General features: G+C 66.5%; 33 protein-coding genes and 2 pseudogenes. All 35 read right to left on the reverse strand.

Translation table 11 applies throughout. From position 1 onward, the window contains the following. Window positions 1-145 precede the first annotated feature (145 nt). Entirely contained in the window at window positions 146-862 is a 717-nt protein-coding gene (locus V8J36_RS17740; RefSeq protein ID WP_336468657.1) for an ATP12 family chaperone protein, read from the reverse strand. A 12-nt stretch (window positions 863-874) separates the two neighbouring features. After that, the gene (locus tag V8J36_RS17745; RefSeq protein WP_336468658.1) at window positions 875-1,540 is read right to left on the reverse strand and encodes an HAD-IA family hydrolase; all 666 of its coding nucleotides are present in this window, start codon (window positions 1,538-1,540) and stop codon (window positions 875-877) included. Further along, window positions 1,537-2,598 carry an RluA family pseudouridine synthase gene (locus V8J36_RS17750; protein WP_336468659.1) on the reverse strand — a complete coding sequence of 354 codons (1,062 nt, stop codon included), beginning with the start codon at window positions 2,596-2,598 and terminating at the stop codon, window positions 1,537-1,539. Before V8J36_RS17750 ends, V8J36_RS17745 begins: the two co-directional genes overlap by 4 nt. Then, window positions 2,595-2,969 carry a fluoride efflux transporter CrcB gene (gene crcB / locus V8J36_RS17755; protein WP_336468660.1) on the reverse strand — a complete coding sequence of 125 codons (375 nt, stop codon included), beginning with the start codon at window positions 2,967-2,969 and terminating at the stop codon, window positions 2,595-2,597. Before crcB ends, V8J36_RS17750 begins: the two co-directional genes overlap by 4 nt. A 79-nt stretch (window positions 2,970-3,048) precedes the next feature. Further along, a complete protein-coding gene (locus tag V8J36_RS17760) occupies window positions 3,049-4,347 on the reverse strand; it encodes a replication-associated recombination protein A (protein ID WP_336468661.1) in 1,299 nt (432 codons plus the stop codon). Window positions 4,348-4,591: 244 nt separating this feature from the next. Continuing rightward, window positions 4,592-4,741: pseudogene (locus V8J36_RS22895) on the reverse strand (L17 family ribosomal protein); the annotation flags it as partial. A gap of 4 nt (window positions 4,742-4,745) precedes the next feature. Continuing rightward, a pseudogene (gene rplQ / locus V8J36_RS17770) lies at window positions 4,746-5,129 on the reverse strand (50S ribosomal protein L17); the annotation flags it as partial. Window positions 5,130-5,330: 201 nt separating this feature from the next. Further along, window positions 5,331-6,347, reverse strand: a complete 1,017-nt coding sequence (locus V8J36_RS17775) for a DNA-directed RNA polymerase subunit alpha (protein ID WP_336468662.1) — start codon at window positions 6,345-6,347, stop codon at window positions 5,331-5,333. Window positions 6,348-6,465: 118 nt separating this feature from the next. Then, the gene (rpsK, locus tag V8J36_RS17780) at window positions 6,466-6,855 is read right to left on the reverse strand and encodes a 30S ribosomal protein S11 (protein ID WP_336468663.1); all 390 of its coding nucleotides are present in this window, start codon (window positions 6,853-6,855) and stop codon (window positions 6,466-6,468) included. A gap of 15 nt (window positions 6,856-6,870) precedes the next feature. Further along, window positions 6,871-7,239, reverse strand: a complete 369-nt coding sequence (gene rpsM, locus V8J36_RS17785) for a 30S ribosomal protein S13 (protein ID WP_336468664.1) — start codon at window positions 7,237-7,239, stop codon at window positions 6,871-6,873. A gap of 223 nt (window positions 7,240-7,462) precedes the next feature. Continuing rightward, complete coding sequence (locus tag V8J36_RS17790; RefSeq protein ID WP_336468665.1) at window positions 7,463-8,065, reverse strand: adenylate kinase; 603 nt, start codon at window positions 8,063-8,065, stop codon at window positions 7,463-7,465. A gap of 14 nt (window positions 8,066-8,079) precedes the next feature. Then, window positions 8,080-9,444 (reverse strand): preprotein translocase subunit SecY, encoded by a 1,365-nt coding sequence (secY, locus tag V8J36_RS17795; protein WP_336468666.1) that lies wholly within the window; start codon window positions 9,442-9,444, stop codon window positions 8,080-8,082. Between the two features lie 107 nt (window positions 9,445-9,551). Beyond that, window positions 9,552-10,031 (reverse strand): 50S ribosomal protein L15, encoded by a 480-nt coding sequence (gene rplO / locus V8J36_RS17800; protein WP_336468667.1) that lies wholly within the window; start codon window positions 10,029-10,031, stop codon window positions 9,552-9,554. Window positions 10,032-10,324: 293 nt separating this feature from the next. Next, window positions 10,325-10,510, reverse strand: a complete 186-nt coding sequence (gene rpmD / locus V8J36_RS17805) for a 50S ribosomal protein L30 (protein ID WP_336460861.1) — start codon at window positions 10,508-10,510, stop codon at window positions 10,325-10,327. A gap of 12 nt (window positions 10,511-10,522) precedes the next feature. Further along, window positions 10,523-11,080: a 30S ribosomal protein S5 gene (gene rpsE, locus V8J36_RS17810; protein WP_336468668.1), complete on the reverse strand. Its 558-nt coding sequence runs from the start codon at window positions 11,078-11,080 to the stop codon at window positions 10,523-10,525. A gap of 157 nt (window positions 11,081-11,237) precedes the next feature. Beyond that, on the reverse strand, window positions 11,238-11,597 hold the full coding sequence (rplR, locus tag V8J36_RS17815) for a 50S ribosomal protein L18 (protein WP_336468669.1): 360 nt from the start codon (window positions 11,595-11,597) through the stop codon (window positions 11,238-11,240). Window positions 11,598-11,608: 11 nt separating this feature from the next. After that, complete coding sequence (rplF, locus tag V8J36_RS17820; RefSeq protein ID WP_336460864.1) at window positions 11,609-12,142, reverse strand: 50S ribosomal protein L6; 534 nt, start codon at window positions 12,140-12,142, stop codon at window positions 11,609-11,611. A gap of 10 nt (window positions 12,143-12,152) precedes the next feature. Further along, complete coding sequence (gene rpsH / locus V8J36_RS17825) at window positions 12,153-12,548, reverse strand: 30S ribosomal protein S8 (RefSeq protein ID WP_336468670.1); 396 nt, start codon at window positions 12,546-12,548, stop codon at window positions 12,153-12,155. Window positions 12,549-12,560: 12 nt separating this feature from the next. Continuing rightward, complete coding sequence (gene rpsN / locus V8J36_RS17830) at window positions 12,561-12,866, reverse strand: 30S ribosomal protein S14 (RefSeq protein ID WP_336460866.1); 306 nt, start codon at window positions 12,864-12,866, stop codon at window positions 12,561-12,563. Window positions 12,867-12,884: 18 nt separating this feature from the next. Beyond that, window positions 12,885-13,445: a 50S ribosomal protein L5 gene (gene rplE, locus V8J36_RS17835; protein WP_336468671.1), complete on the reverse strand. Its 561-nt coding sequence runs from the start codon at window positions 13,443-13,445 to the stop codon at window positions 12,885-12,887. Next, window positions 13,445-13,750 (reverse strand): 50S ribosomal protein L24, encoded by a 306-nt coding sequence (gene rplX, locus V8J36_RS17840; protein WP_336468672.1) that lies wholly within the window; start codon window positions 13,748-13,750, stop codon window positions 13,445-13,447. Before rplX ends, rplE begins: the two co-directional genes overlap by 1 nt. After that, the gene (gene rplN / locus V8J36_RS17845; RefSeq protein ID WP_022705624.1) at window positions 13,750-14,118 is read right to left on the reverse strand and encodes a 50S ribosomal protein L14; all 369 of its coding nucleotides are present in this window, start codon (window positions 14,116-14,118) and stop codon (window positions 13,750-13,752) included. The genes rplX and rplN overlap by 1 nt, the downstream gene beginning before the upstream one ends. A 97-nt stretch (window positions 14,119-14,215) precedes the next feature. Then, window positions 14,216-14,458, reverse strand: a complete 243-nt coding sequence (gene rpsQ, locus V8J36_RS17850) for a 30S ribosomal protein S17 (protein ID WP_336468673.1) — start codon at window positions 14,456-14,458, stop codon at window positions 14,216-14,218. Window positions 14,459-14,469: 11 nt separating this feature from the next. Then, a complete protein-coding gene (rpmC, locus tag V8J36_RS17855; RefSeq protein WP_336468674.1) occupies window positions 14,470-14,676 on the reverse strand; it encodes a 50S ribosomal protein L29 in 207 nt (68 codons plus the stop codon). A gap of 188 nt (window positions 14,677-14,864) precedes the next feature. Then, window positions 14,865-15,497, reverse strand: a complete 633-nt coding sequence (locus tag V8J36_RS17860; protein ID WP_336468675.1) for a LysE family translocator — start codon at window positions 15,495-15,497, stop codon at window positions 14,865-14,867. A 156-nt stretch (window positions 15,498-15,653) separates the two neighbouring features. Continuing rightward, window positions 15,654-16,067 carry a 50S ribosomal protein L16 gene (gene rplP / locus V8J36_RS17865; protein WP_336468676.1) on the reverse strand — a complete coding sequence of 138 codons (414 nt, stop codon included), beginning with the start codon at window positions 16,065-16,067 and terminating at the stop codon, window positions 15,654-15,656. A gap of 13 nt (window positions 16,068-16,080) precedes the next feature. Then, window positions 16,081-16,794, reverse strand: coding sequence for a 30S ribosomal protein S3 (gene rpsC / locus V8J36_RS17870; RefSeq protein WP_336468677.1), 714 nt, complete (start codon window positions 16,792-16,794; stop codon window positions 16,081-16,083). Beyond that, window positions 16,794-17,183, reverse strand: a complete 390-nt coding sequence (gene rplV / locus V8J36_RS17875) for a 50S ribosomal protein L22 (RefSeq protein ID WP_336460455.1) — start codon at window positions 17,181-17,183, stop codon at window positions 16,794-16,796. Before rplV ends, rpsC begins: the two co-directional genes overlap by 1 nt. A gap of 3 nt (window positions 17,184-17,186) precedes the next feature. Further along, complete coding sequence (rpsS, locus tag V8J36_RS17880) at window positions 17,187-17,465, reverse strand: 30S ribosomal protein S19 (RefSeq protein ID WP_336460456.1); 279 nt, start codon at window positions 17,463-17,465, stop codon at window positions 17,187-17,189. A 2-nt stretch (window positions 17,466-17,467) separates the two neighbouring features. Beyond that, a complete protein-coding gene (gene rplB, locus V8J36_RS17885; protein WP_336460457.1) occupies window positions 17,468-18,307 on the reverse strand; it encodes a 50S ribosomal protein L2 in 840 nt (279 codons plus the stop codon). A gap of 135 nt (window positions 18,308-18,442) precedes the next feature. Beyond that, window positions 18,443-18,739 (reverse strand): 50S ribosomal protein L23, encoded by a 297-nt coding sequence (locus V8J36_RS17890; protein ID WP_336468678.1) that lies wholly within the window; start codon window positions 18,737-18,739, stop codon window positions 18,443-18,445. Continuing rightward, the gene (rplD, locus tag V8J36_RS17895; RefSeq protein ID WP_336468679.1) at window positions 18,736-19,356 is read right to left on the reverse strand and encodes a 50S ribosomal protein L4; all 621 of its coding nucleotides are present in this window, start codon (window positions 19,354-19,356) and stop codon (window positions 18,736-18,738) included. Before rplD ends, V8J36_RS17890 begins: the two co-directional genes overlap by 4 nt. Beyond that, the gene (gene rplC, locus V8J36_RS17900; protein WP_336468680.1) at window positions 19,353-20,216 is read right to left on the reverse strand and encodes a 50S ribosomal protein L3; all 864 of its coding nucleotides are present in this window, start codon (window positions 20,214-20,216) and stop codon (window positions 19,353-19,355) included. Before rplC ends, rplD begins: the two co-directional genes overlap by 4 nt. A gap of 10 nt (window positions 20,217-20,226) precedes the next feature. After that, window positions 20,227-20,535, reverse strand: a complete 309-nt coding sequence (rpsJ, locus tag V8J36_RS17905) for a 30S ribosomal protein S10 (RefSeq protein WP_336468681.1) — start codon at window positions 20,533-20,535, stop codon at window positions 20,227-20,229. A gap of 213 nt (window positions 20,536-20,748) precedes the next feature. Continuing rightward, window positions 20,749-20,845: hypothetical protein (locus tag V8J36_RS17910; RefSeq protein ID WP_146176322.1), on the reverse strand; the 97-nt coding region annotated here is incomplete at its 5' end.

Genomic DNA, 20,845 nt, shown 5'->3' on the forward strand with positions numbered 1-20,845 from the left:
GGTTGATCCTCAATGGCCGAAACATTGGAGCGAATTTGACTGATGCGTCAAGGGCGGATGCCCAGAGCCTGCACAGATGTTCAGCAACCGCCCGCAGACTGGGCAAGCTGCCGCAGCGGCAGCCTATTCCCCTGCCGGTTCCGCCTCAGTCGGCGGCGCGGCAGAGCCCAAGAAAGCGCCAGGCGTCGTGGAAAGCCTGTTCGCGCGCCGCGGAAACCGCGTCGGCCTCGTCGTCGCGTCCCCAGACCTCGGCCTGGAATTCCTCGTCTAGCCGGGCCGCGGACCAGAGCGCTGCGGGCGCGGCCGCGCCCCCGGCGGCGGCAAGGCCCAGCACCAGCGAGCCAGAGAGCGCGACGAGGTCATGCAGCGCCGCAAGCTCGAAATCCGAGACGGCGTCGAGCGCCGCATCCAGCCGGGCGAGGCTGTCCGCAGGCTGCGCGACCGGGACCACGCCCGCGGTCACCACAAGGGGCGCGCCGAGCCGGGTCGCGGCCCAGTCCAGCAGCGGATCCCAGTCGCGGGCCTGGCGCGCGACCAGTTCTGCCGGCCCCTCGGCCCGGTAGCACAGCAGGTCCGACCCGCCATAGGCCGCGATCATCTCCTGCACTTCGGCGCGGTTGCGGCCGATGGTGTCGATGGCCGAGTTGGCGGCGCGGGTCACCGGCATGGTCGCGGGGTCGAGCATCTCGCCCTGCGCGTTCCATTCCGCGGCCGCGGCCTCGGCCATGGCGCGGGTCGGAAGCCGGAAGATGGCCTTCGCCGGGGTCTTCACCGGGCGGCCGTCGAGATGCACGGAATGGCCATCGTCCAGCGCCACGGCGCGGGCCTCGGTCCAGAATCGCTTCGGCTTCCACTCGGCCATCTCCGTTCCCCTTCAGTCCTGCGGTCCCAGCAGCGTGTCGATCGCCGCCATGACCTGCGCGTAGTCGCCCACCACCCTGTCGGCGCCCGCCGCCATCAGCGCCGCGACCGGGTGATAGCCCCAGGCCACGCCCAGCGTGCGCGAGCCGGCGGCGCGGCCCATCTCGATGTCATAGCTGGTGTCGCCGATCATCACCGCGTCGCGCGGATCGACCCCGGCCTCGTCGCAGGCGGCCAGCACCATCGCCGGATGCGGCTTCGAGGGGTGGTCGTCGGCGGTCTGGCGGGTGACGAAATGCCCCGAGAGCCCGTGCCCGTCGAGAACGATCCGAAGGCCCCGCCGCGACTTGCCCGTGGCCACGCCCAGCAGGATGTCGTCGCGCGCGATCAGCGCCTGCAGGCAGTCCATCGCGCCGGGATAGAGCGGCGCCGGACCGTCGGCGACAAGGGTGCCGAAGCTGGCCTTGTAGCCGTCGATCAGGCGCAGATGCTCGGCCTCGGGCAGGTCGGGGACCAGCCGCGCGAAGGCCTGCGGCAGCGACAGTCCGACGATCGACAGCACCTGCTCGCGCGGCGGGCAGAGATGGCCCGCGGCCTCGAAGGCCATGCGCATCGAGCGGTCGATATGGTGCTGGCTGTCGACCAGCGTGCCGTCTACGTCGAAGATGACGAGCTTCATTGTTCGTCCGCGAAGGGGTCCTCGGGCACGTCGTTCTCGAACCAGCCCATGGTCTTCCAGGTGCGCTTCATGTGCTCGGGCAAGGGCGCGGTCAGGGTGATGCGCTTCTTGGTGATCGGGTGGTCGAAGCTGATCGAGCGGGCGTGCAGATGCAGCTTGCGGGAAATGTCGCCGCCGATCTGCGCCCCCCAGCCGTCGCCCATGTTCTCTTGGCTCGACCCGCCATATTTGCCGTCGCCCGCGATCGGGTGGCCAAGCTCGGCCATATGGGCGCGCAGCTGGTGGGTGCGCCCGGTGATCGGCACCAGCGCCACCCAGGAGGCGCGGGTTCCCAGCGCGTCGAGCACCGCGTAATCGGTGGTGGCGCGCTTGGCGCCCTCGGTGTCGTTGACCTTCGAGGGATGGATGCAGATCATCTTCTCGCCCTCGCCATGACCGCCCCGCCCCGGCGCCTTCACGAGGCCGTAGCGGATCGTGCCCATGCGCGGGTTCGGCACGCCGGCGACGACGGCCCAGTAAATCTTGCGGGTGGTGCGGTCGCGGAACGCCTCGGACAGCGCCCGCGCCACCCGGTCGGTGCGCGCCAGCAGCAGCACGCCCGAGGTGTCCTTGTCGAGCCGGTGCACCAGCTTCGGCCGGTCCTTGTAGCCGAACATCAAGGCCGGCGTCAGACCGTCGACATGGCGGTGGTCGGACTGGCCCGAGCCGCCTTGGCTCGGCAGGCCCGCGGGCTTGTTCAGCGCGATGATGTGCTCGTCCTTCCACAGGACGGCGCGCTGGATCATCTCGGCATCCGCCTCCGGGATCCGCGGCCCGCTTTCGCGCAGCGCCACGGGCGCCACGGGGCCCGAGGTCGGCAGCGGCGGCACCCGCACCTCCATCCCCGGCGCGACGCGGGTCGCGGCCTTGGCGCGTGCGCCGTCGACGCGCAGCTGGCCGGTGCGGCACATCTTCTCGACCGCGCCTTGCGTCAGCTGCGGGAACTTCTTCTTCAGCCAGCGGTCGAGGCGGGCCTCGCCCTCGGCCTCGGTCACGGTCAGCATCTGCACGCCGCTCATCCGACGATCCCCCGTGCTACGGTCAGCCCGACGACCAGCGCCGCCAGCGAAACGACGACCGACAGGCCCACGTACAGCGCCGCCGCCTCGGGGCGGCCGCCGTTCCAGAGCGTGACGGTGTCGAGCGAAAAGGCCGAAAAGGTGGTGAACCCGCCCAGCACCCCGGTCATCAGCAGCGGCGCATAGCGGTTGCCCTGCCCCGCCAGCACCACGACCAGGACCCCCATCAGGAACGAGCCGATGACATTCACCGTCAGCGTGGCGAAGGGAAAGCCCGGCCCCACAAGGCGCATGACGCCGACATTGGTCATATAGCGCGCCGAGGCGCCGAGGGCGCCGCCGAGCGCCACCTGGAGAAGGGTCTGGATCATGGGCCTTCTCTCGCGCCGGGCCGCCGGAAAGTCAATCTTCCGGTCGCCTTTGCCGCCCGTGCGGGCCTCAGTCGTGGCCTCAGTCGTGGCGGCGGACGGGCGGGCGGCCGGTCACCCGCTCCCAATGCTCGGCGGCGCGGGCCTCGAAGGTCATGCCGCGGCCGTCGGACTGGTAGAGCGCACCGCGGCGCAGGGCGGGGGCATAGTCCTGCTCGACCCAGCCGCGGGGGTCGTCATGGGGGAAGCGGTAGCCCTGATGGCCCAGCTTCGCGGCGCCGGCGTAATGGGTGTCGCGCAGGTGCAGCGGCACCGGTTTCGGCGCCTCGGAGGTGACCATCTGCATCGCAAGACCGATGCCGCGGCAGGCCGAGTTCGACTTCGGCGCCAGCGCGATGTGCAGCGCGGCATGGGCCAGCACGATCTGCGCCTCGGGATAGCCGATCTTCTCGACGGCGTGCAGCGCCGCGACCGCGGTCTGCAGCGCGGTGTTGTCGGCCAGCCCCACGTCCTCGGAGGCATGGATCATGATCCGGCGGGCGATGAAGCGCGGATCCTCGCCGGCATGAACGAGATGCGCCAGCCAGTAGAGCGTCGCATCCGGGTCCGAGCCGCGCATCGACTTGATCAGGGCAGAGATCGAATCGTAATGCGCATCCCCCGCGCGGTCATGGTTGACCGGGGCCGCGGCATAGGCCTCGTCGATCATGGCGTCGGTGATCGCCACCGGCCCGTCATGGCCCACCACGAGGCTTTCCAGCGTGGTCAGCGCCCGCCGCGCATCGCCGCCAGACCGCCCGGCGATCACCCGCATCTGCGCCGGGGTCAGCGTGGCCGCGGCGCCCTCGTCGCGCAGATGGGCGAGGCCGCGGGCCAGCACGCCCTCCATCTCGTCAAGGCTCAGCGGCTCGAGCTTCAGGATCGTCGAGCGCGAGACCAGCGCCGGCGGCAGCGCGTGATAGGGGTTGCCGGTGGTGGCGCCCATGAAGTCGGCGGTGCCTTCCTCGCAGATCGACAGCAGGTCGTCGGCCTGCGTGGCGCTGAAGCGGTGAACCTCGTCCACGAAGATCAGCAGCGGCCGGATCCGCGCCTCGTCGGCCAGCTCGCGCAGGTCCTTCACCCCGGCGCGGGTGGCATGCAGGGGCCGGAACTCCTTGCCCATCATCGCCCCCACCGCCCGCGCGATCGAGGTCTTGCCCACCCCCGGCGGCCCGTAGAGGATCACGCTCCCCAGCCGCCCGGCCGCGATCCGGCGGCGCAGGACCGAACCGGGCTTGAGGATGCCCTCCTGCCCGAAGACATCGTCGAGCGTGCGCGGCCGCAGCGCCGCCGCCAGCGGTGCCTTGCCCTGACGCGGGGCGCTATCGAAGAGATCGGACATGGTAACGCCTCCGGGCCGGGCGGACGGTGCCGCGCGCCCCGCAGACCTATGCGACAGGCCGCGCCCGTTCAATCCGCCGCGCCGCCCCCCTGCCCCTTCTCATCGGCCCAAATATCCCGGGGGAGACGCGGCGCAGCCGCGGCGGGGGCAGAGCCCCCCCCCCCTTTCTTCCGCGCGCGAAAGAAAAAGGGCCCCGCCAGACGGCGGAGCCCCGAAATCGGCGCGGATCCGTGGACCCGAAGGATCAGGCCTCGGCGGCTTCTTCGGCCTCGAGGCGGGCGCGGTCGGCGGCACCCTTGGCCGAGACGTCGCGGTCCACCAGCTCGATGATCGCCATCGGCGCCATGTCGCCATAGCGGAAGCCGGCCTTCAGAACGCGGGTGTAGCCGCCCTGANGCGCGGTCGGCGGCACCCTTGGCCGAGACGTCGCGGTCCACCAGCTCGATGATCGCCATCGGCGCCATGTCGCCATAGCGGAAGCCGGCCTTCAGAACGCGGGTGTAGCCGCCCTGACGGTCCTGGTAGCGCTTGCCGAGCACGTCGAACAGCTTGATCAGGTCCTTGTCCTGCTTCAGCTGCGAACCGGCGAGCCGGCGGGCGTGCAGGTCGCCGCGCTTGGCCAGCGTGATCAGCTTCTCGATGATCGGACGCAGTTCCTTGGCCTTCGGCAGGGTGGTCTTGATCTGTTCGTGCTCGATGAGCGAGCCGCACATGTTGGCGAACAGCGCCTTGCGGTGTTCGTGGGTGCGGTTGAGGCGGCGGTAGCCACGGGCGTGACGCATGATTTATCTCCGTAACGTCGTTTTGCTTTGTGTTGCCCGTCGTGCGTGCGGCGGGCGTCGTTGGGGCGGAATGCCCAGGGTGGTCGGTTTGCCCTTTCGGGCCAGTCGCTTGCGGGGGGTGACATCGGTGCACCTGCGGTACACCCCCTGTACACCCCCCGCGCGCGGGTCGTTAACGAAACGCAGCCGATCCGTAAAGGATCAGAACTGGTCCTCGAAGCGCTTGGCGAGGTCCTCGATGTTCTCCGGCGGCCAGTCCTCGACTTCCATGCCGAGGTGCAGGCCCATGCCCGAGAGCACTTCCTTGATCTCGTTGAGCGACTTGCGGCCGAAGTTCGGGGTGCGAAGCATCTCGGCTTCGGTCTTCTGGATGAGATCGCCGATGTAGACGATGTTGTCGTTCTTGAGGCAGTTCGCCGAACGGACCGACAGTTCCAGCTCGTCGACCTTCTTGAGCAGGAGCGGGTTGAACTCCAGCCCGTCCTCGACCTCGCCGGCACGGGCCGACTCGGGTTCCTCGAAGTTGACGAAGATCGCCAGCTGGTCCTGCAGGATGCGCGCGGCATAGGCCACGGCATCTTCCGGGGTCAGCGAGCCGTCGGTCTCGACCTTCATGGTCAGCTTGTCGTAGTCCAGCACCTGGCCCTCGCGGGTGGGCTGCACTTCGTAGGACACGCGCTTGACCGGCGAGTAGATCGCATCGATCGGGATCAGCCCGATCGGGGCATCTTCCGGACGGTTCTTGTCGGCCGAGACATAGCCCTTGCCGGTGTTCACGGTGAGTTCCATGAACAGGTCGGCGCCGTCGTCGAGGTGGCAGATCACGTGGTCCTTGTTCAGGACCTCGATGCCGTTCGATTCCGAGATGTCGCCGGCGGTGACGACCGCCGGGCCCTTGGCCGAGATCGAGACGCGCTTCGGACCTTCGACTTCCATCTTCAGGCTGACGCCCTTGAGGTTCAGCACAACGTCGGTCACGTCTTCGCGCACGCCGGCGATCGAGGAGAACTCGTGCAGGACGTTGTCGATCTGGACGGAGGTGATGGCGGCGCCTTGCAGCGACGAGAGCAGGACGCGACGCAGCGCGTTGCCCAGCGTCAGACCGAAGCCACGCTCGAGCGGTTCGGCCACGACGGTCGCCTGACGCGACGGGTCGGTGCCACCCCGGACCTCAAGCTGCGCAGGCTTGATGAGTTCGGCCCAATTCTTGTGGATCATGCAGTCGGCCTCCATGCCAGTTCCGGGCCCATGTCCGGCGGCCCGAAACACCCGAGGTGTGAAATGAATGTGGCCCGGGCCCCGCGTCGCCGCGCGGCCCGGGACCAAAGGTCTTGCGTCAGACGCGGCGGCGCTTCGGCGGACGGCAGCCGTTGTGCGCGATCGGCGTCACGTCGCGGATCGAGGTGATGTTGAAGCCGACGGCGGCCAGCGCGCGCAGCGCCGACTCGCGGCCCGAACCCGGGCCCTGGACTTCGACTTCGAGCGTCTTCACGCCGTGTTCCTGCGCCTTGCGGCCGGCGTCCTCGGCAGCCATCTGGGCGGCATAGGGGGTCGACTTGCGCGAGCCCTTGAAGCCCATGGTCCCGGCCGACGACCAGGAGATGGCGTTGCCCTGAACGTCGGAGATCAGGATCTTGGTGTTGTTGAACGACGAGTTCACATGCGCCACACCAGCGGCGATGTTCTTGCGTTCCTTGCGCTTAACGCGGGTTTTATCGCGAGCCATTGCTGATCCCTCCCCTTACTTCTTCTTGCCGGCGATCGGCTTCGCCGGGCCCTTGCGGGTGCGGGCGTTGGTGTGGGTGCGCTGGCCGCGAACCGGAAGGTTCTTGCGGTGACGCAGGCCGCGGTAGCAGCCGAGGTCCATCAGACGCTTGATGTTCATCGACACTTCACGGCGAAGGTCGCCTTCGACGGTGAAGTTGGCGTCGATGTATTCGCGGATCGAGAGCACTTCCGCGTCCGACAGCTCGTTCACGCGACGGGTCGCGTCGATGCCGACGGCCTCGACGATCTGCGTCGCGAAATGCGGGCCGATGCCGTGGATGTACTGCAGCGCGATCGGAACGCGCTTGCCGGTGGGGATGTTGACGCCAGCGATACGTGCCACGCGTAATTCCTTTTCCGTTGCGGCTCCGTAGTACCGGAGCCTTTTTTCACAACTGCGGCCCGGCGGGCGAGATGCCCCGGGCCACAACGGTCTGACCTGATTCGAAGTTGATGAAATCCATCAAATCAAGACGATTCTCTTGCGAGACGCCGTGACCTAGAGGGATTCTGACCGAAGGTCAAGCCGTGTCGCCGCCCGGCCCGGGCGCGACACGGCGTCGCCTTCAGGTTGCGGTTGCCGCGACGGCCTGATCCAGCACGTTGGCGATCGAACCGGCCACGGTCTCGACCGGCGCGAGACCGTCGACGGTGAAGAGATCGCCGAGGGCATAGTAGTAGCCGATCAGCGGCGAGGTGCTCTTGTAATAGGCCCGCAGACGGTCGGCGAAGACCTCTGGGTTATCGTCGGCACGGACCGGCTTGCCGGCCGCCCGCGCCTCTTCGGCGCGGCCGACGATGCGCGCGATCAGCGTCTCGTCGTCGACGACCAGCTGGATCACCGCGTCGAGCCGCTGGCCGGTGCGGGCCAGAAGCTCACCCAACGCGTCGGCCTGGGCCAGCGTGCGGGGGAAGCCGTCGAAGATGAAGCCGTTGCCGGCACCGGAGGCGATCTTCTCTTCGATCAGGCCGATGACGATCTCGTCGGTGACGAGCTCGCCCCGGTCCATCACCGCCGCGACGCGCTTGCCCATCTCGGTGCCCGAGCTTTTCGCCTCGCGCAGCATGTCGCCGGTCGAGAGCTGGACCATGCCCCGCTCGGCCACCAGACGCGCGGCCTGGGTGCCCTTGCCTGCCCCCGGAGGCCCGAGAAGGATGATGTTCGGCATCGTTCTGTCCTATGTCAGCGCCGTGCGGGCGCCTTGCGCGGGCCCTTGGACGACTTTCGCCCGCGGAGCTGCGATTTTTCAATCAGCCCTTCGTACTGGTGCGCCAGCAGGTGCGACTGGACCTGGTTGATCGTGTCCATCGTCACCGAGACCACGATCAGGACCGAGGTGCCGCCGAAGTAGAAGGGAATCGAGAGCTGGTGGCGCAGGATCTCGGGCAGCAGGCAGACCAGTGCCAGGTAGCCCGAGCCGAGGACGAGCACGCGGTTCACCACGTATTCGAGGTAATCCTCGGTCCGCTTGCCGGGACGGATGCCCGGGATGAAGCCGCCCTGGTTCTTCAGGTTCTCGGCGACCTCGTCGGTCTTGAAGGCCACGTTCGCCGTGTAGAAATAGGCGAAGAAGACGATCATCAGCACGAAGAACAGCAGGTAGAGCGGCTGGCCCGGACCCATGTAGGCCAGGATCGTCGACATCACCGGGCCGGTCGCCCCGCCCGAGAAGGTCGAGATCGTGGTCGGCAGCAGCAGCAGCGACGAGGCGAAGATCGCCGGGATCACGCCCGCCGGGTTCACCTTGATCGGCAGGTGCGACGAGCCGCCGTCATAGACCTTCATGCCCACCTGGCGGCGGGGATACTGGATGTGGATCTTGCGCAGCGCGCGTTCCATGAACACCACGAAGGCGATCACCACGACGACCATCACCAGCGCGCCGATGATCACGGCGGGCGAGATGACACCCGAGCGGCCCTGGCTGAGGAACTGCGCCAGCGCGGCCGGGATCTCGGCCACGATGCCGACGAAGATGATCAGCGAGATGCCGTTGCCGATGCCGCGGGCGGTGATCTGCTCGCCCAGCCACATCAGGAACATGGTGCCGCCAACCAGCGTGACGACCACGGTGGCCTGGAAGAAGATGCCCGGATCATGCGCGAGCGACCCGGCCTCGAGGCTTTTCGCGAGGCCGTAGGCCTGGAAGAGCGCGAGGGCGACGGTCGCGTAGCGGGTGTACTGGTTGATCTTCTTGCGGCCGGCCTCGCCTTCCTTCTTCAGGTTCTCGAGCGAGGGCACCAGCGAGGTCAGCAGCTGGACGATGATCGAGGCCGAGATGTAGGGCATGATGCCGAGCGCGAAGATGCCCATGCGGCCCAGCGCGCCGCCGGTGAACATCGACAGGATGCCGCCAAGGCCCGAGGCCGCGGAATCCATGAAGTTGCGCAGCGCCGCGCCGTCGATCCCCGGCACCGGGATGTAGGTCCCCAGCCGGTACACGATCAGCAGGCCGATCGTGAAGAAGATGCGTTGGCGAAGATCGGTCGCCTTGCCGAGCGCGCCCCAGCTCAGGTTCGCGGCCATTTGCTCTGCGGCAGATGCCATGTGCGGTCTCTTCTCAAGCAAGAGCGCCGCCGCACCGTGTTCCGGTTCGGCGGCGCCTGGAATAACACTCGGCCTATGTAAGCGGGTCAGCGCCCGCCCACAACGACTTATTCCGCCGCAGCCTCGACCGGCGCGGTGACGGTGAGCTTGCCACCGGCCTTCGCGACCGCTTCCACCGCCGATGCCGAGGCGCCGGTCACGGTGAGGTTCAGCTTCGAGGTCACTTCGCCCTTGTTCAGGACGCGGATGCCGTCACGCTTGTGACCGGTCACACCGGCGGCGACCAGCAGGTCCTCGGTGATCTCGTTCTTGATGTCGAGCTTGCCGGCGGCGACGAATTTCTCGATCAGGCCGAGGTTGACGACCGCGTATTCCTTGCGGTTCGGCTTCGAGAAGCCGCGCTTCGGCAGACGACGGTAGAGCGGCATCTGGCCGCCCTCGTAGCCACCCAGCGCCACGCCCGAACGCGAGGTCTGACCCTTGATGCCGCGGCCGGCGGTCTTGCCCTTGCCCGAGCCAGGACCACGGGCGACGCGCTTCTTCTTGCGCGAGGAGCCGGGATTGTCGCGGAGTTCGTGAAGTTTCATGTCGCTTCTCCTTGGCCGGAAATCCCCCCGCAAGCGACAGAGGGGGACACGCGGCATATGTGATGATACATGACCCCGCACGGGGCCACCGGGGGCCTATAGCGGCAGGCGGCGCCTCGATCAAGCGGAAGATAGGGCCTGCGGCCGGCGATGGGGCGGGCGCCGGGGCTCTGCCCCGGACCCCGGAGTACTTGTGCCAAGTCGAAAGGAGGCAAGGAGCCGCGGCCACGCGTGGAACGGAAAAGGGCGCCGCGGTTGCGGCGCCCTTCCCTATCCAACCGGAGCGGTGAGGCTCAGGCCTTTTCTTCGATGATCACGACCATGTGCGGGATCGAGTTCACCATGCCGCGGACGGCGGGGGTGTCTTCGAGTTCGCGGGTCTTGTGCATTTTGTTCAGGCCGAGACCCTTGAGGGTCGCGAGCTGCTTGGCGGGGCGACGGATCGGCGAGCCGATCTGCTTGACGACGATGGTTGCCATGTCTGCCTCTCCTTACGCTTCAGCCGTTTCGGCTTCGGGCTTGCGGAGGATGTCCGCAACCTTCTTGCCGCGACGCTGCGCGACCTGACGGGGCGAGGTCTCGAGCTTGAGGCCGTCCATCGTGGCGCGGATCATGTTGTAGGGGTTCTGCGACCCCAGCGACTTGGCGACCACGTCGTGGATGCCGACCATCTCGAAGACGGCGCGCATCGGACCACCGGCGATGATGCCGGTACCGGCGGGCGCCGAACGCATCACGACGCGGCCCGCACCGTGGCGGCCTTCCATGTCGTGGTGCAGGGTGCGGGCGTCCTTCAGCGGCACGCGCACGAGCGAGCGCTTGGCCTGCTCGGTCGCCTTGCGGATCGCTTCCGGCACTTCCTTGGCCTTGCCCTTGCCGAAGCCGACGCGGCCGCGCTGGTCACCGACCACCACGAGAGCGGCGAAGCCGAAGCGCTTGCCGCCTTTCACGGTTTTCGAGACGCGGTTGATCGCGACGAGACGTTCGGCGAATTCCGGGGTCTCTTCACGCTCTGCGCGACGCTCCCGGCGGTTTTCACGTTCAGCCATTGAGGCCTCCGTAACTTGGGCAACTGTGGGCCCGTTGGGTCAATCCAGGTGACGGCCGAGGGGCACTGTCCCGGATCATCGAGGGGCGCAACCGGCGGAACCGGGGGCGCCCCTGCAAGGAAAGCGCGGCCCGTCCGAAGACGCGCCGCGCGATGGATCAGAACTTCAGGCCGCCTTCACGGGCGGCATCGGCCAGCGCCTTGATCTTCCCGTGGAACAGGAAGCCGCCACGGTCGAAGTAGCAGGTTTCGACACCGGCCTTCTTCGCACGCTCGGCGATCGCCGCGCCGATCTTGGCAGCGGCTTCGACGTTGTTCTTGCCGACAACGCCCAGATCCTTCTCGAGCGACGAGGCGGCCGCAACGGTCACGCCCTTCACGTCGTCGATCAGCTGGACGCTGATGTTCTTGGACGAGCGGTGCACGCTGAGACGCATGCGGCCGTCGGCCAGTTTCTTGAGTTTGTTCCGGACGCGCAGGCGGCGCTTGAGGAACAGATCGCGTTTCGTGTTCGCCATTGTCGCAGCCCTTACTTCTTCTTGCCTTCCTTGCGGAAGATGAACTCGCCCTTGTAGCGGATCCCTTTGCCCTTGTAGGGCTCGGGACGGCGCCAGTCGCGGATGTTCGCGGCCACCTGGCCGACTTCCTGCTGGTCGATGCCCTCGATGACGATCTCGGTCTGCTTCGGGGTCGTGATGGTCACGCCCTTCGGCACGTCGAAGTTCACTTCATGCGAGTAGCCGAGCGAGAGTTTCAGGACGTTGCCGGCCATGGCGGCACGGTAGCCGACGCCCTGGATTTCCAGCTCTTTCTTGAAACCGGTGGTGACGCCGGTGGCCAGGTTCTCGACCATCGAACGCGCCATGCCCCATTGCTGGCGGGCGCGCTTCGAGGTGCCGCGCGGCGTCACGGTGATCGCGCCATCTTCCTGGGCGAGCGTGACGTCGTCGGTCGCGGTGAACGAGCGGGTGCCTTTCGGACCCTTCACCTCGATGGTCTGGCCGGAGATCGTCGCGGTCACGCCCTTGGGCAGTGCGACGGGTTTCTTGCCGATACGAGACATGAGACCCTCCTCAGAACACGGTGCACAGCACTTCGCCACCGACGTTGGCGGAGCGAGCGTGTGCATCGGACATGACGCCTTTCGGCGTGGAGACGATCGAGACACCGAGACCGTTGCGCGGCGACGGCAGGTCCTTGACGGACATGTAGACGCGGCGGCCGGGCTTGGAGACGCGCTTGAGTTCGCGGATCACCGGGGTGCCTTCGAAGTACTTGAGGCTGATCTCGAGCTCCGGGTGGCCGTCAACGGTGACGGACTCGTAGCCGCGGATGTAACCCTCGTCCTTCAGCACGTCCAGCACCCAGGCGCGAAGCTTGGAGGCGGGGGTGCGGCAGGTCGACTTGCCCCGGAGCTGCGCGTTCCGGATGCGGGTCAGCATATCGCCGAGCGGATCGTTCAACTGCATTGTGCGATCTCCTTACCAGCTCGACTTGACCATGCCCGGGATCTGGCCGAACGAGGCCAGTTCACGCAGCATAATCCGCGACAGTTTCAGCTTGCGGTAGTAGGCGTGCGGCCGGCCGGTCAGCTGGCAGCGGTTGTGCAGACGGACAGCCGACGAGTTGCGGGGCATCTCGGCCAGCTTCAGGGTCGCCTTGAAGCGCTCTTCCATCGGCTTGGACTGGTCTTCGATGACGGCCTTCAACGAGGCACGCTTGGCAGCATAACGCTTCACCAGCTTCGCGCGCTTCTTCTCGCGTTCGACCATGGATACTTTAGCCATTGGTTTCCCTCTCCGCGATCAGCTGTTGAAGGGCATGCTGAATTGCTTCAGCAGGGCCTTCGCTTCCGCGTCGGTTTTCGCGGTGGTGCAGATGATGATGTCCATGCCGAGAACTTCGTCGACCTTGTCGAAGTCGATCTCGGGGAACACGATGTGCTCTTTCAGGCCGAAGGCGTAGTTGCCGCGGCCATCGAACGAGGTGCCTTTCACGCCGCGGAAGTCGCGGACGCGGGGAAGGGCGATCGTGATCAGGCGGTCGAGGAATTCATACATCTGGTCGCCGCGGAGGGTGACCTTGCAGCCCAGCGGCATCTCTTCACGGACGCGGAAGCCGGCGATCGACTTCTTGGCCTTGGTGACGACAGCCTTCTGACCGGCGATGAGCGTCAGCTCTTCAGCGGCCTGCTTGACCTTCTTGGTATCCTTGACGGCTTCGCCGACGCCCATGTTGAGGACGATCTTGTCGAGCTTCGGGATCATCATCTCGTTCTTGTACGAGAATTCTTCCTTCAGCGCGGCGCGGATGACGTCCTTGTACAGCGTCTTGAAGCGCGGGGTGTAGGTGGCGGTGTCCAGCATCAGATCGCATCCCCGGTGGTCTTGGCGAAACGGACCTTCTTGCCGTCTTCCAGGCGGAAGCCGACGCGGGTCGCCTTGCCGTTGGCGTCGAGCAGGGCCAGGTTCGACAGGTCGATCGGCATCGCCTTCGGCTGGCGGCCGCCCTGGTTGGTCTGGGTCTGGCGCTGGTGGCGGATGGCGATGTTCACGCCTTCCACGACGGCCTTGTTGTCCTTGGGGGACACCGAGGCGATCTCGCCCTGCTTGCCCTTGTCCTTGCCGGTGAGGACGACGACCTTGTCACCTTTGCGGAGCTTGGCAGCCATCACAGCACCTCCGGGGCGAGCGAGATGATCTTCATGAAGTTCTTCGCGCGCAGTTCGCGAACGACCGGCCCGAAGATACGGGTGCCGACCGGTTCGCCCTGGTTGTTCAGGATGACGGCGGCGTTGCGGTCGAAGCGGATGGCGGTGCCATCTTCGCGACGGACTTCCTTGGCGGTGCGAACGACGACGGCCTTGCGGACGTCACCCTTCTTCACGCGGCCACGCGGAATGGCTTCCTTGACCGACACCACGATGATGTCACCCACGGAGGCATACCGGCGGTGCGAACCACCCAGAACCTTGATGCACTGAACTCGGCGAGCGCCGGAGTTGTCAGCGACATCCAGATTGGTCTGCATCTGGATCATGGAGTTACTCCCGACCTTTGGAGATGCTCTTCACAGACATGAGCACCCCAGGGTTTCGATTTAGAACCGGACCGTCGGACGACGGCCCGCGAACGGCTCAGGCTTCCGCCTGATCGGTCACGACGGTCCAGCGTTTGGTCTTCGAGATCGGCGCGCATTCGATGATGCGAACGGTGTCACCGACCTTGAACTGGTTCAGCGCGTCATGGGCACGGTACTTCTTCGACACGCGCACGGTCTTCTTCATGACCGGGTGCGGGAAGCGACGCTCGACGAGGACGGTGATCGTCTGCTCGTTCTTGTCGGAGGTGACGGTGCCTTGCAGGATACGACGGGGCATGGGTCAGCTCCTCAGTTCGCGACGGCCGCAGCGGCGGCCTTCTGGTTGAGAACGGTCTTGATGCGCGCGACGTCGCGACGCACCACGCGCATCCGCGCGGTGTTCTCGAGCTGGCCGGTCGCCTGCTGGAAGCGCAGGTTGAAGGCTTCTTTCTTGAGCGCGAGCAGCTCGTCACGGAGCTGGTCGGGGGTCTTGGACCCGAGATCCTTGGCGTTCATCCGCCTCTTCCTTTCTACATCACCAGAAGGCCCGTTTGGGTGACCTTCGTTCTGGTGGACAATGCACGCGCGAATCCCCGGACGGGGTCCGGGCATCGCGAGATGGGCTCCTATAGGGGTGTTACCCAAGCGGGGCAAGGGAAACTTGGGGTTTGCGCCAAGTTTTCCGGGCCCCTGCCCCGCCCCCGTCAGCGCCGCGCCGCGGTCGCCAGATGCAGGGCCAGCCCCGCCAGCACCGTGCCCATCACCCAGCGCTGCGCGAGCAGCCAGAGCGGCCGGCCGGCGAGGAAGGCGGCGATGGTGCCCGCCGCCCAGGCCGCACAGCCGTTGGCAAGGATGCTGAGAACGATCTGGACCGACCCCAGCACCAGCGACTGGGTCAGCACGCTGCCGTGGCCGGGCGTCACGAACTGCGGCAGCAGCGACAGGTAGATCATCGCCACCTTCGGGTTCAGCAGGTTCGTCAGGAACCCCATCACGAAGAGCCGGCGCGGGCTGTCGGGCTTCAGCGCCCGCAGCTCGAACGGCGAGCGGCCGCCAGGGCGCACCGCCTGCCAGGCGAGCCACAGCAGGTAGAGCGCCCCGCTGAGCCGCAGCGCGTCATAGGCGAAGGGCACCGCCATGACGATGGCGGTGATCCCGAAGGCCGCCAGCGTCATGTAGACCACGAAACCGCAGGCGACGCCGGCCAGCGAGATCATCCCCGCCGCGCGCCCCTGCGCGATCGAGCGCGAGATCAGGTAGATCATGTTCGGCCCCGGCGTCAGCACCAGCCCGAAGGCGATGGCCGCGAAGGCAAGAAGATTGGCGGTTTCGGGCATCGGGGATCTCGGCGGCCGGGAGGGAACGGCCCCATCGAGCACTCCCCTGCCCCGCCGGCAAGCGATGCATTGTCCGGGTGGCAATTCCCGTCCCGCAAGCGAAAGGGCCCCGGCATCGCTGCCGGGGCCCCTAGGTGGAACCGAAGTTCCGAAGTCTTACCAGTCTTCGCGGGCGACGATGCGGGTCGTGACCGGAAGCTTGTTCGCGCCAAGGCGCAGGGCCTCGCGGGCGATCGTTTCGGACACGCCGTCGATCTCGAACATGATCCGGCCCGGCTTCACCTTGCAGGCCCAGAAGTCCACGGAGCCTTTACCTTTACCCATCCGGACTTCGGTCGGCTTCGAGGTGACCGGGGTATCCGGGAAGATCCGGATCCAGACACGGCCCTGACGCTTCATGTGGCGGGTGATCGCGCGGCGGGCCGCTTCGATCTGACGCGCCGTGACGCGCTCCGGCTCGGTCGACTTCAGCGCGAAGGAGCCGAAGTTGAGCAGGAAGCCGCCCTTGGCCTCGCCGTGGATCCGGCCCTTGTGCAGTTTGCGGAACTTCGTCCGTTTCGGTTGCAGCATGGTCCTTTACTCCTCAGCGGTCGCGCTCGCGGCGCGGGCCACGGGGGGCAGCGCCCTCCTGAGCCTCTGCCTGACGGCGGTCACGGGCCTGCGGGTCGTGTTCCATGATCTCGCCTTTGAAGATCCAGACCTTGACGCCGATGATCCCGTAGGGGGTCGAAGCTTCCGACAGCGCATAGTCGATGTCGGCACGCAGGGTGTGCAGCGGAACGCGGCCCTCGCGGTACCATTCGATCCGCGCGATCTCGGCACCGCCGAGACGGCCCGACACGTTGACGCGGATGCCAAGGGCACCCATGCGCATCGCGTTCTGCACGGCGCGCTTCATGGCGCGACGGAAGGAAACGCGGCGCTCGAGCTGCTGGGCGATCGACTCGGCCACCAGCTGCGAGTCGAGCTCGGGCTTGCGGACTTCGACGATGTTCAGGTGCAGTTCCGAGGCGGTGAAGTTCGCGAGCTTCTTGCGAAGCGTCTCGATGTCCGCACCCTTCTTGCCGATGATGACGCCCGGACGCGCGGTGTGGATGGTCACACGGCACTTCTTGTGGGGGCGTTCGATCACGACGCGGCTGACGCCGGCCTGCTTGCACTCTTCATGGATGAAGTCGCGCATCTTCAGGTCTTCGAGCAGCAGGTTGCCGTAGTCTTTCGAGTCGGCGTACCAGCGGCTGTCCCAGGTGCGGTTGACCTGGAGGCGCATCCCGATCGGGTTGACCTTCTGTCCCATTACGCTTGCTCCCCGACGGCTTCGACCTGACGCACTTTGATCGTCAGTTCCGAGAACGGCTTCATGATCTTGCCATAGCGGCCACGGGCACGCGGGCGACCGCGCTTCATGACCAGGTTCTTGCCGACCCAGGCTTCGGCGACGACCAGCGTGTCGACGTCGAGGTTGTGGTTGTTCTCGGCATTGGCGATCGCCGACTGCAGGCACTTCTTCACGTCACCGGCGATGCGGCGCTTCGAGAAGGTGAGGTCGGCCAGGGCCTTCTCGACCTTCTTGCCGCGGATCATCGCTGCAACGAGGTTCAGCTTCTGCGGCGAGGTGCGAAGCATGCGGGCGATGGCCTGCGCTTCGTTGTCCGCCACGCGGCGCGGATTCTTTTCCTTACCCATGGCTTACTTCCTCTTGGCTTTCTTGTCGGCAGCGTGACCGTAGTAGGTCCGCGTGGGCGAGTACTCGCCGAACTTCTGACCGATCATCTCTTCGGTGACCGCGACCGGGATGTGCTTCTGGCCGTTGTAGACGGCGAAGGTCAGCCCGACGAACTGCGGCAGGATGGTAGACCGGCGCGACCAGATCTTGATCACGTCGCTCTTGCCCGACTCGCGGGCTTTCTCGGCCTTCTTGAGGACGTAAGCGTCGACGAAGGGGCCTTTCCAGACAGAACGTGCCATTATCAGCGACCCTTCTTACGAGCGTGACGCGAGCGGACGATGTACTTGTCCGTCGCCTTGTTGGTGCGGGTGCGCTTGCCCTTGGTGTCCTTGCCCCACGGGGTAACCGGGGTACGGCCACCCGAGGTGCGGCCTTCACCACCGCCGTGCGGGTGGTCGATCGGGTTCATCGCGACGCCGCGGACCGCCGGGCGCTTGCCCAGGTGACGGGTCCGGCCGGCCTTGCCGAGGTTCTGGTTCGAGTGGTCGGCGTTCGACACCGCACCGATGGTCGCCATGCATTCCTGGCGGACCATGCGCAGCTCGCCCGACGACAGGCGGACCTGGGCGTAGCCGCCGTCACGGCCGACGAACTGGGCGTAGGTGCCGGCGGCGCGGGCCAGCTGGCCGCCCTTGCCGGGCTTCAGCTCGACGTTGTGCACGATCGTGCCGATCGGCATGCCCGAGAAGGGCATCGCGTTGCCGGGCTTCACGTCGGTCTTCGCGCCGGCGATGACCTTGTCACCGATGGCGAGACGCTGCGGCGCCAGGATGTAGGCGAGTTCGCCGTCTTCGTACTTGATCAGCGCGATGAAGGCGGTGCGGTTCGGGTCATACTCGATCCGCTCCACGGTCGCGGCAACGTCGAACTTGCGACGCTTGAAATCCACGATCCGGTAAAGACGCTTCGCGCCGCCGCCAATGCGGAACGCGGTGATCCGTCCGGTGTTGTTCCGGCCGCCGTTCTTCGTCAGACCCTCGGTGAGGGCTTTGACGGGGCGACCTTTCCAAAGCTCCGAACGGTCGATCAGAACCAGCCCACGCTGGCCAGGCGTCGTCGGTTTATACGACTTGAGTGCCATGCTCTCTGTCTTCCGTCTGCTTCATGGGCCCTTGCGGACCCGGTTGCGTAGAGTTTGCAGCCCGGCGCCAAGGCCCCTGCTGCAAAAGATCGGCGGCCCCGGAATGACCGGGGCCGCGCGAGTCGGCGCCTTCTATCAGAGGCCGGTGGCCACGTCGATAGTGTTCCCCTCCTCGAGGGTCACATAGGCTTTCTTGATGTCCGAGCGGACGCCGGGGCGGCCGCGGAAGCGCTTGGTCTTGCCCTTGGTGATGGTGGTGTTGACCGCCTTCACCTTGACGCCGAAGAGCGCCTCGACCGCGTCCTTGATCGCCGGCTTCGAGGCATCCTTGCGGACCTGGAAGACCACCGCATTCGCCTCGGAGACCATGGTGGCCTTCTCGGTGATGATCGGCTTGACGATGACGTCGTACTGTTCGGGTTTCACGCTCATTTCAGGCGGGCCTCCAGAGCTTCGACACCCGCCTTGGTGATCACGAGCAGATCACGCTTGAGGATGTCATAGACGTTCGCGCCCATCGTCGGCAGCAGGTCGATGCCTTCGATGTTGCGCGCGGCTTTGGCGAAGTTCTCGTTCACCTCGGCGCCGTCGATGATCAGGACGCGCTTCCAGCCCAGCTCCTTGGCGGTCTTCGCCAGCAGCTTGGTCTTGGCCTCGGCCATCACCGCCTCGTCGAGGATGACGAGGTTGCCCGAACCGGCCTTGGCGGACAGCGCGTGGCGCAGGCCGAGGGCACGGAACTTCTTGGGCAGGTCATGGGCGTGCGACCGCGGGGTCGGACCCTTGTAGACGCCACCCTTGCGGAAGATCGGGGCCTTGCGGGAACCGTGGCGGGCGCCGCCGGTGCCTTTCTGGCGATAGATCTTCTTGGTCGAGTAGGACACGTCCGACTTGCCGAGCACCGAGTGGGTGCCAGCCTGGGCCTTCGCACGCTGCCAGCGGACAACGCGGTGAAGGATGTCGGCGCGCGGTTCCAGACCGAAGATCTCGTCCGCGAGATCGATGGTGCCGGCCTTGCCGGCATCGAGCTTGATCACGTCGAGTTTCATTTGTCTTCCCCTTCCGGAGCAGCATCGGTGTCGCCGTCTTTGTCGGCAGCGATCGAGGCTTCGGCTTCCGCGAGCGCGGCGGCCTCGGCAGCGGCCTGCGCTTCGGCGGCGGCGGCGGCGGCGGCTTCAGCCTCGGCAGCGGCGGCGGCAGCGGCTTCTTCGGCCAGACGCTTGGCTTCGAGGGCGGCCGAACGCAGGGCGCCCGGCAGGATCACGTTCTCGGGCGTCGCCTTCTTGACGGCGTCCTTGATGGTGACCCAGCCACCTTTCGAGCCCGGAACCGAGCCCTTGACCATGATCAGGCCACGGTCGCTGTCGGTGCGGACGACCTGGATGTTCTGGGTGGTCACACGGACGGCACCGAGGTGACCGGCCATCTTCTTGCCCTTGAACACTTTGCCCGGATCCTGGCACTGACCGGTCGAACCGTGCGAACGGTGCGAGATCGACACACCGTGCGAGGCGCGCAGGCCGCCGAAGTTGTGCCGCTTCATGGCACCGGCGAAGCCCTTACCGATCGAGGTCCCGGCGACGTCGACGAACTGACCCGCGAAGTAGTGGTCGGCGATGATTTCCTCGCCCACTTCGATCAGGTTTTCGGCCGAGACGCGGAATTCCGCGATCTTGCGCTTCGGTTCCACGTTCGCTTTCGCGAAGTGGCCGCGCATGGCAGCGGTGGTGCGCTTGGCCTTGGCGGCGCCGGCACCGAGCTGAACGGCGGTGTAGCCGTCACGCTCGACCGTGCGCTGGGCCACGACCTGCAGGTTTTCGAGTTGCAGCACGGTCACCGGGACCTGCTTGCCATCCTCGAGGAACAGCCGGGTCATGCCCAGCTTCTTGGCGATAACACCAGAACGCATGAGAGCCTCCTCAGACCTTGATCTCGACGTCCACGCCAGCGGCGAGGTCGAGCTTCATCAGCGCGTCCACGGTCTGGGGGGTCGGATTGACGATGTCGAGCAGGCGCTTGTGCGTGCGGATCTCCCACTGGTCGCGCGACTTCTTGTCGATGTGCGGACCACGGAGAACCGTGAATTTCTCGATCTTGTTCGGAAGCGGGATCGGGCCACGCACTTCAGCGCCGGTGCGCTTCGCGGTGTTGACGATTTCCTGGGTGCTGGCGTCGAGCACGCGGTAATCGAAGGCCTTCAGCCGGATGCGGATGTTGGTGCCTTGCATCAGATTGCCTCTGTAGAGGGCCCGGTTGAGAGGCGGGCCGGGCCTCATGCCCGGTCTGCGTCGAACCGTCGTTCGATAGGGAACGCGCGCGTCTACGACGCATTCCCCGCTCAATCAAGCGGGAATCACCGGCGCGCCGAAGATTCCCCTAGATTTGAAGAAAGGCGCCCGGGGTTGCCCCCGGGCGCCGCATCTCGTCAGAGCGGTAAGCTCTTACTTGATGATTTTCGAGACGACGCCGGCGCCGACGGTGCGGCCGCCTTCACGGATGGCGAAGCGCAGCTTCTCTTCCATCGCGATCGGGGCGATC

This window comes from Frigidibacter sp. MR17.14 (assembly GCF_037095735.1).
In the GTDB taxonomy this organism is placed as follows: domain Bacteria; phylum Pseudomonadota; class Alphaproteobacteria; order Rhodobacterales; family Rhodobacteraceae; genus Frigidibacter.

Bases quoted from the DNA above. Each gene is read 5' to 3' on its own strand.
- V8J36_RS17740 (WP_336468657.1), bottom strand. From the start codon at position 862: ATGGCCGAGTGGAAGCCGAAGCGATTCTGGACCGAGGCCCGCGCCGTG.
- V8J36_RS17745 (WP_336468658.1), bottom strand. From the start codon at position 1,540: ATGAAGCTCGTCATCTTCGACGTAGACGGCACGCTGGTCGACAGCCAG.
- V8J36_RS17750 (WP_336468659.1), bottom strand. From the start codon at position 2,598: ATGAGCGGCGTGCAGATGCTGACCGTGACCGAGGCCGAGGGCGAGGCC.
- crcB (WP_336468660.1), bottom strand. From the start codon at position 2,969: ATGATCCAGACCCTTCTCCAGGTGGCGCTCGGCGGCGCCCTCGGCGCC.
- V8J36_RS17760 (WP_336468661.1), bottom strand. From the start codon at position 4,347: ATGTCCGATCTCTTCGATAGCGCCCCGCGTCAGGGCAAGGCACCGCTG.
- V8J36_RS17775 (WP_336468662.1), bottom strand. From the start codon at position 6,347: ATGATCCACAAGAATTGGGCCGAACTCATCAAGCCTGCGCAGCTTGAG.
- rpsK (WP_336468663.1), bottom strand. From the start codon at position 6,855: ATGGCTCGCGATAAAACCCGCGTTAAGCGCAAGGAACGCAAGAACATC.
- V8J36_RS17790 (WP_336468665.1), bottom strand. From the start codon at position 8,065: ATGCCGAACATCATCCTTCTCGGGCCTCCGGGGGCAGGCAAGGGCACC.
- secY (WP_336468666.1), bottom strand. From the start codon at position 9,444: ATGGCATCTGCCGCAGAGCAAATGGCCGCGAACCTGAGCTGGGGCGCG.
- rplO (WP_336468667.1), bottom strand. From the start codon at position 10,031: ATGAAACTTCACGAACTCCGCGACAATCCCGGCTCCTCGCGCAAGAAG.
- rpmD (WP_336460861.1), bottom strand. From the start codon at position 10,510: ATGGCAACCATCGTCGTCAAGCAGATCGGCTCGCCGATCCGTCGCCCC.
- rpsE (WP_336468668.1), bottom strand. From the start codon at position 11,080: ATGGCTGAACGTGAAAACCGCCGGGAGCGTCGCGCAGAGCGTGAAGAG.
- rplR (WP_336468669.1), bottom strand. From the start codon at position 11,597: ATGGCGAACACGAAACGCGATCTGTTCCTCAAGCGCCGCCTGCGCGTC.
- rplF (WP_336460864.1), bottom strand. From the start codon at position 12,142: ATGTCTCGTATCGGCAAGAAACCCGTCGCACTGCCCAAGGGCGTGACC.
- rpsH (WP_336468670.1), bottom strand. From the start codon at position 12,548: ATGCAGTTGAACGATCCGCTCGGCGATATGCTGACCCGCATCCGGAAC.
- rpsN (WP_336460866.1), bottom strand. From the start codon at position 12,866: ATGGCTAAAGTATCCATGGTCGAACGCGAGAAGAAGCGCGCGAAGCTG.
- rplE (WP_336468671.1), bottom strand. From the start codon at position 13,445: ATGCTGGACACCGCCACCTACACCCCGCGCTTCAAGACGCTGTACAAG.
- rplX (WP_336468672.1), bottom strand. From the start codon at position 13,750: ATGGCTGCCAAGCTCCGCAAAGGTGACAAGGTCGTCGTCCTCACCGGC.
- rplN (WP_022705624.1), bottom strand. From the start codon at position 14,118: ATGATCCAGATGCAGACCAATCTGGATGTCGCTGACAACTCCGGCGCT.
- rpsQ (WP_336468673.1), bottom strand. From the start codon at position 14,458: ATGCCCCGTCGTATCCTGCAAGGCACCGTCACCTCCGACAAGAACGAG.
- rpmC (WP_336468674.1), bottom strand. From the start codon at position 14,676: ATGAACGCCAAGGATCTCGGGTCCAAGACCCCCGACCAGCTCCGTGAC.
- V8J36_RS17860 (WP_336468675.1), bottom strand. From the start codon at position 15,497: ATGCCCGAAACCGCCAATCTTCTTGCCTTCGCGGCCATCGCCTTCGGG.
- rplP (WP_336468676.1), bottom strand. From the start codon at position 16,067: ATGCTGCAACCGAAACGGACGAAGTTCCGCAAACTGCACAAGGGCCGG.
- rpsC (WP_336468677.1), bottom strand. From the start codon at position 16,794: ATGGGACAGAAGGTCAACCCGATCGGGATGCGCCTCCAGGTCAACCGC.
- rplV (WP_336460455.1), bottom strand. From the start codon at position 17,183: ATGGGTAAGGAAAAGAATCCGCGCCGCGTGGCGGACAACGAAGCGCAG.
- rpsS (WP_336460456.1), bottom strand. From the start codon at position 17,465: ATGGCACGTTCTGTCTGGAAAGGCCCCTTCGTCGACGCTTACGTCCTC.
- rplB (WP_336460457.1), bottom strand. From the start codon at position 18,307: ATGGCACTCAAGTCGTATAAACCGACGACGCCTGGCCAGCGTGGGCTG.
- V8J36_RS17890 (WP_336468678.1), bottom strand. From the start codon at position 18,739: ATGAGCGTGAAACCCGAACAGTACGACGTCATCGTCAAGCCGATCATC.
- rplD (WP_336468679.1), bottom strand. From the start codon at position 19,356: ATGAAACTCGACGTGATCAAGCTCGATGCCGGCAAGGCCGGCACCATC.
- rplC (WP_336468680.1), bottom strand. From the start codon at position 20,216: ATGCGTTCTGGTGTTATCGCCAAGAAGCTGGGCATGACCCGGCTGTTC.
- rpsJ (WP_336468681.1), bottom strand. From the start codon at position 20,535: ATGCAAGGCACCAACATCCGCATCCGGCTGAAGGCCTTCGATTACCGC.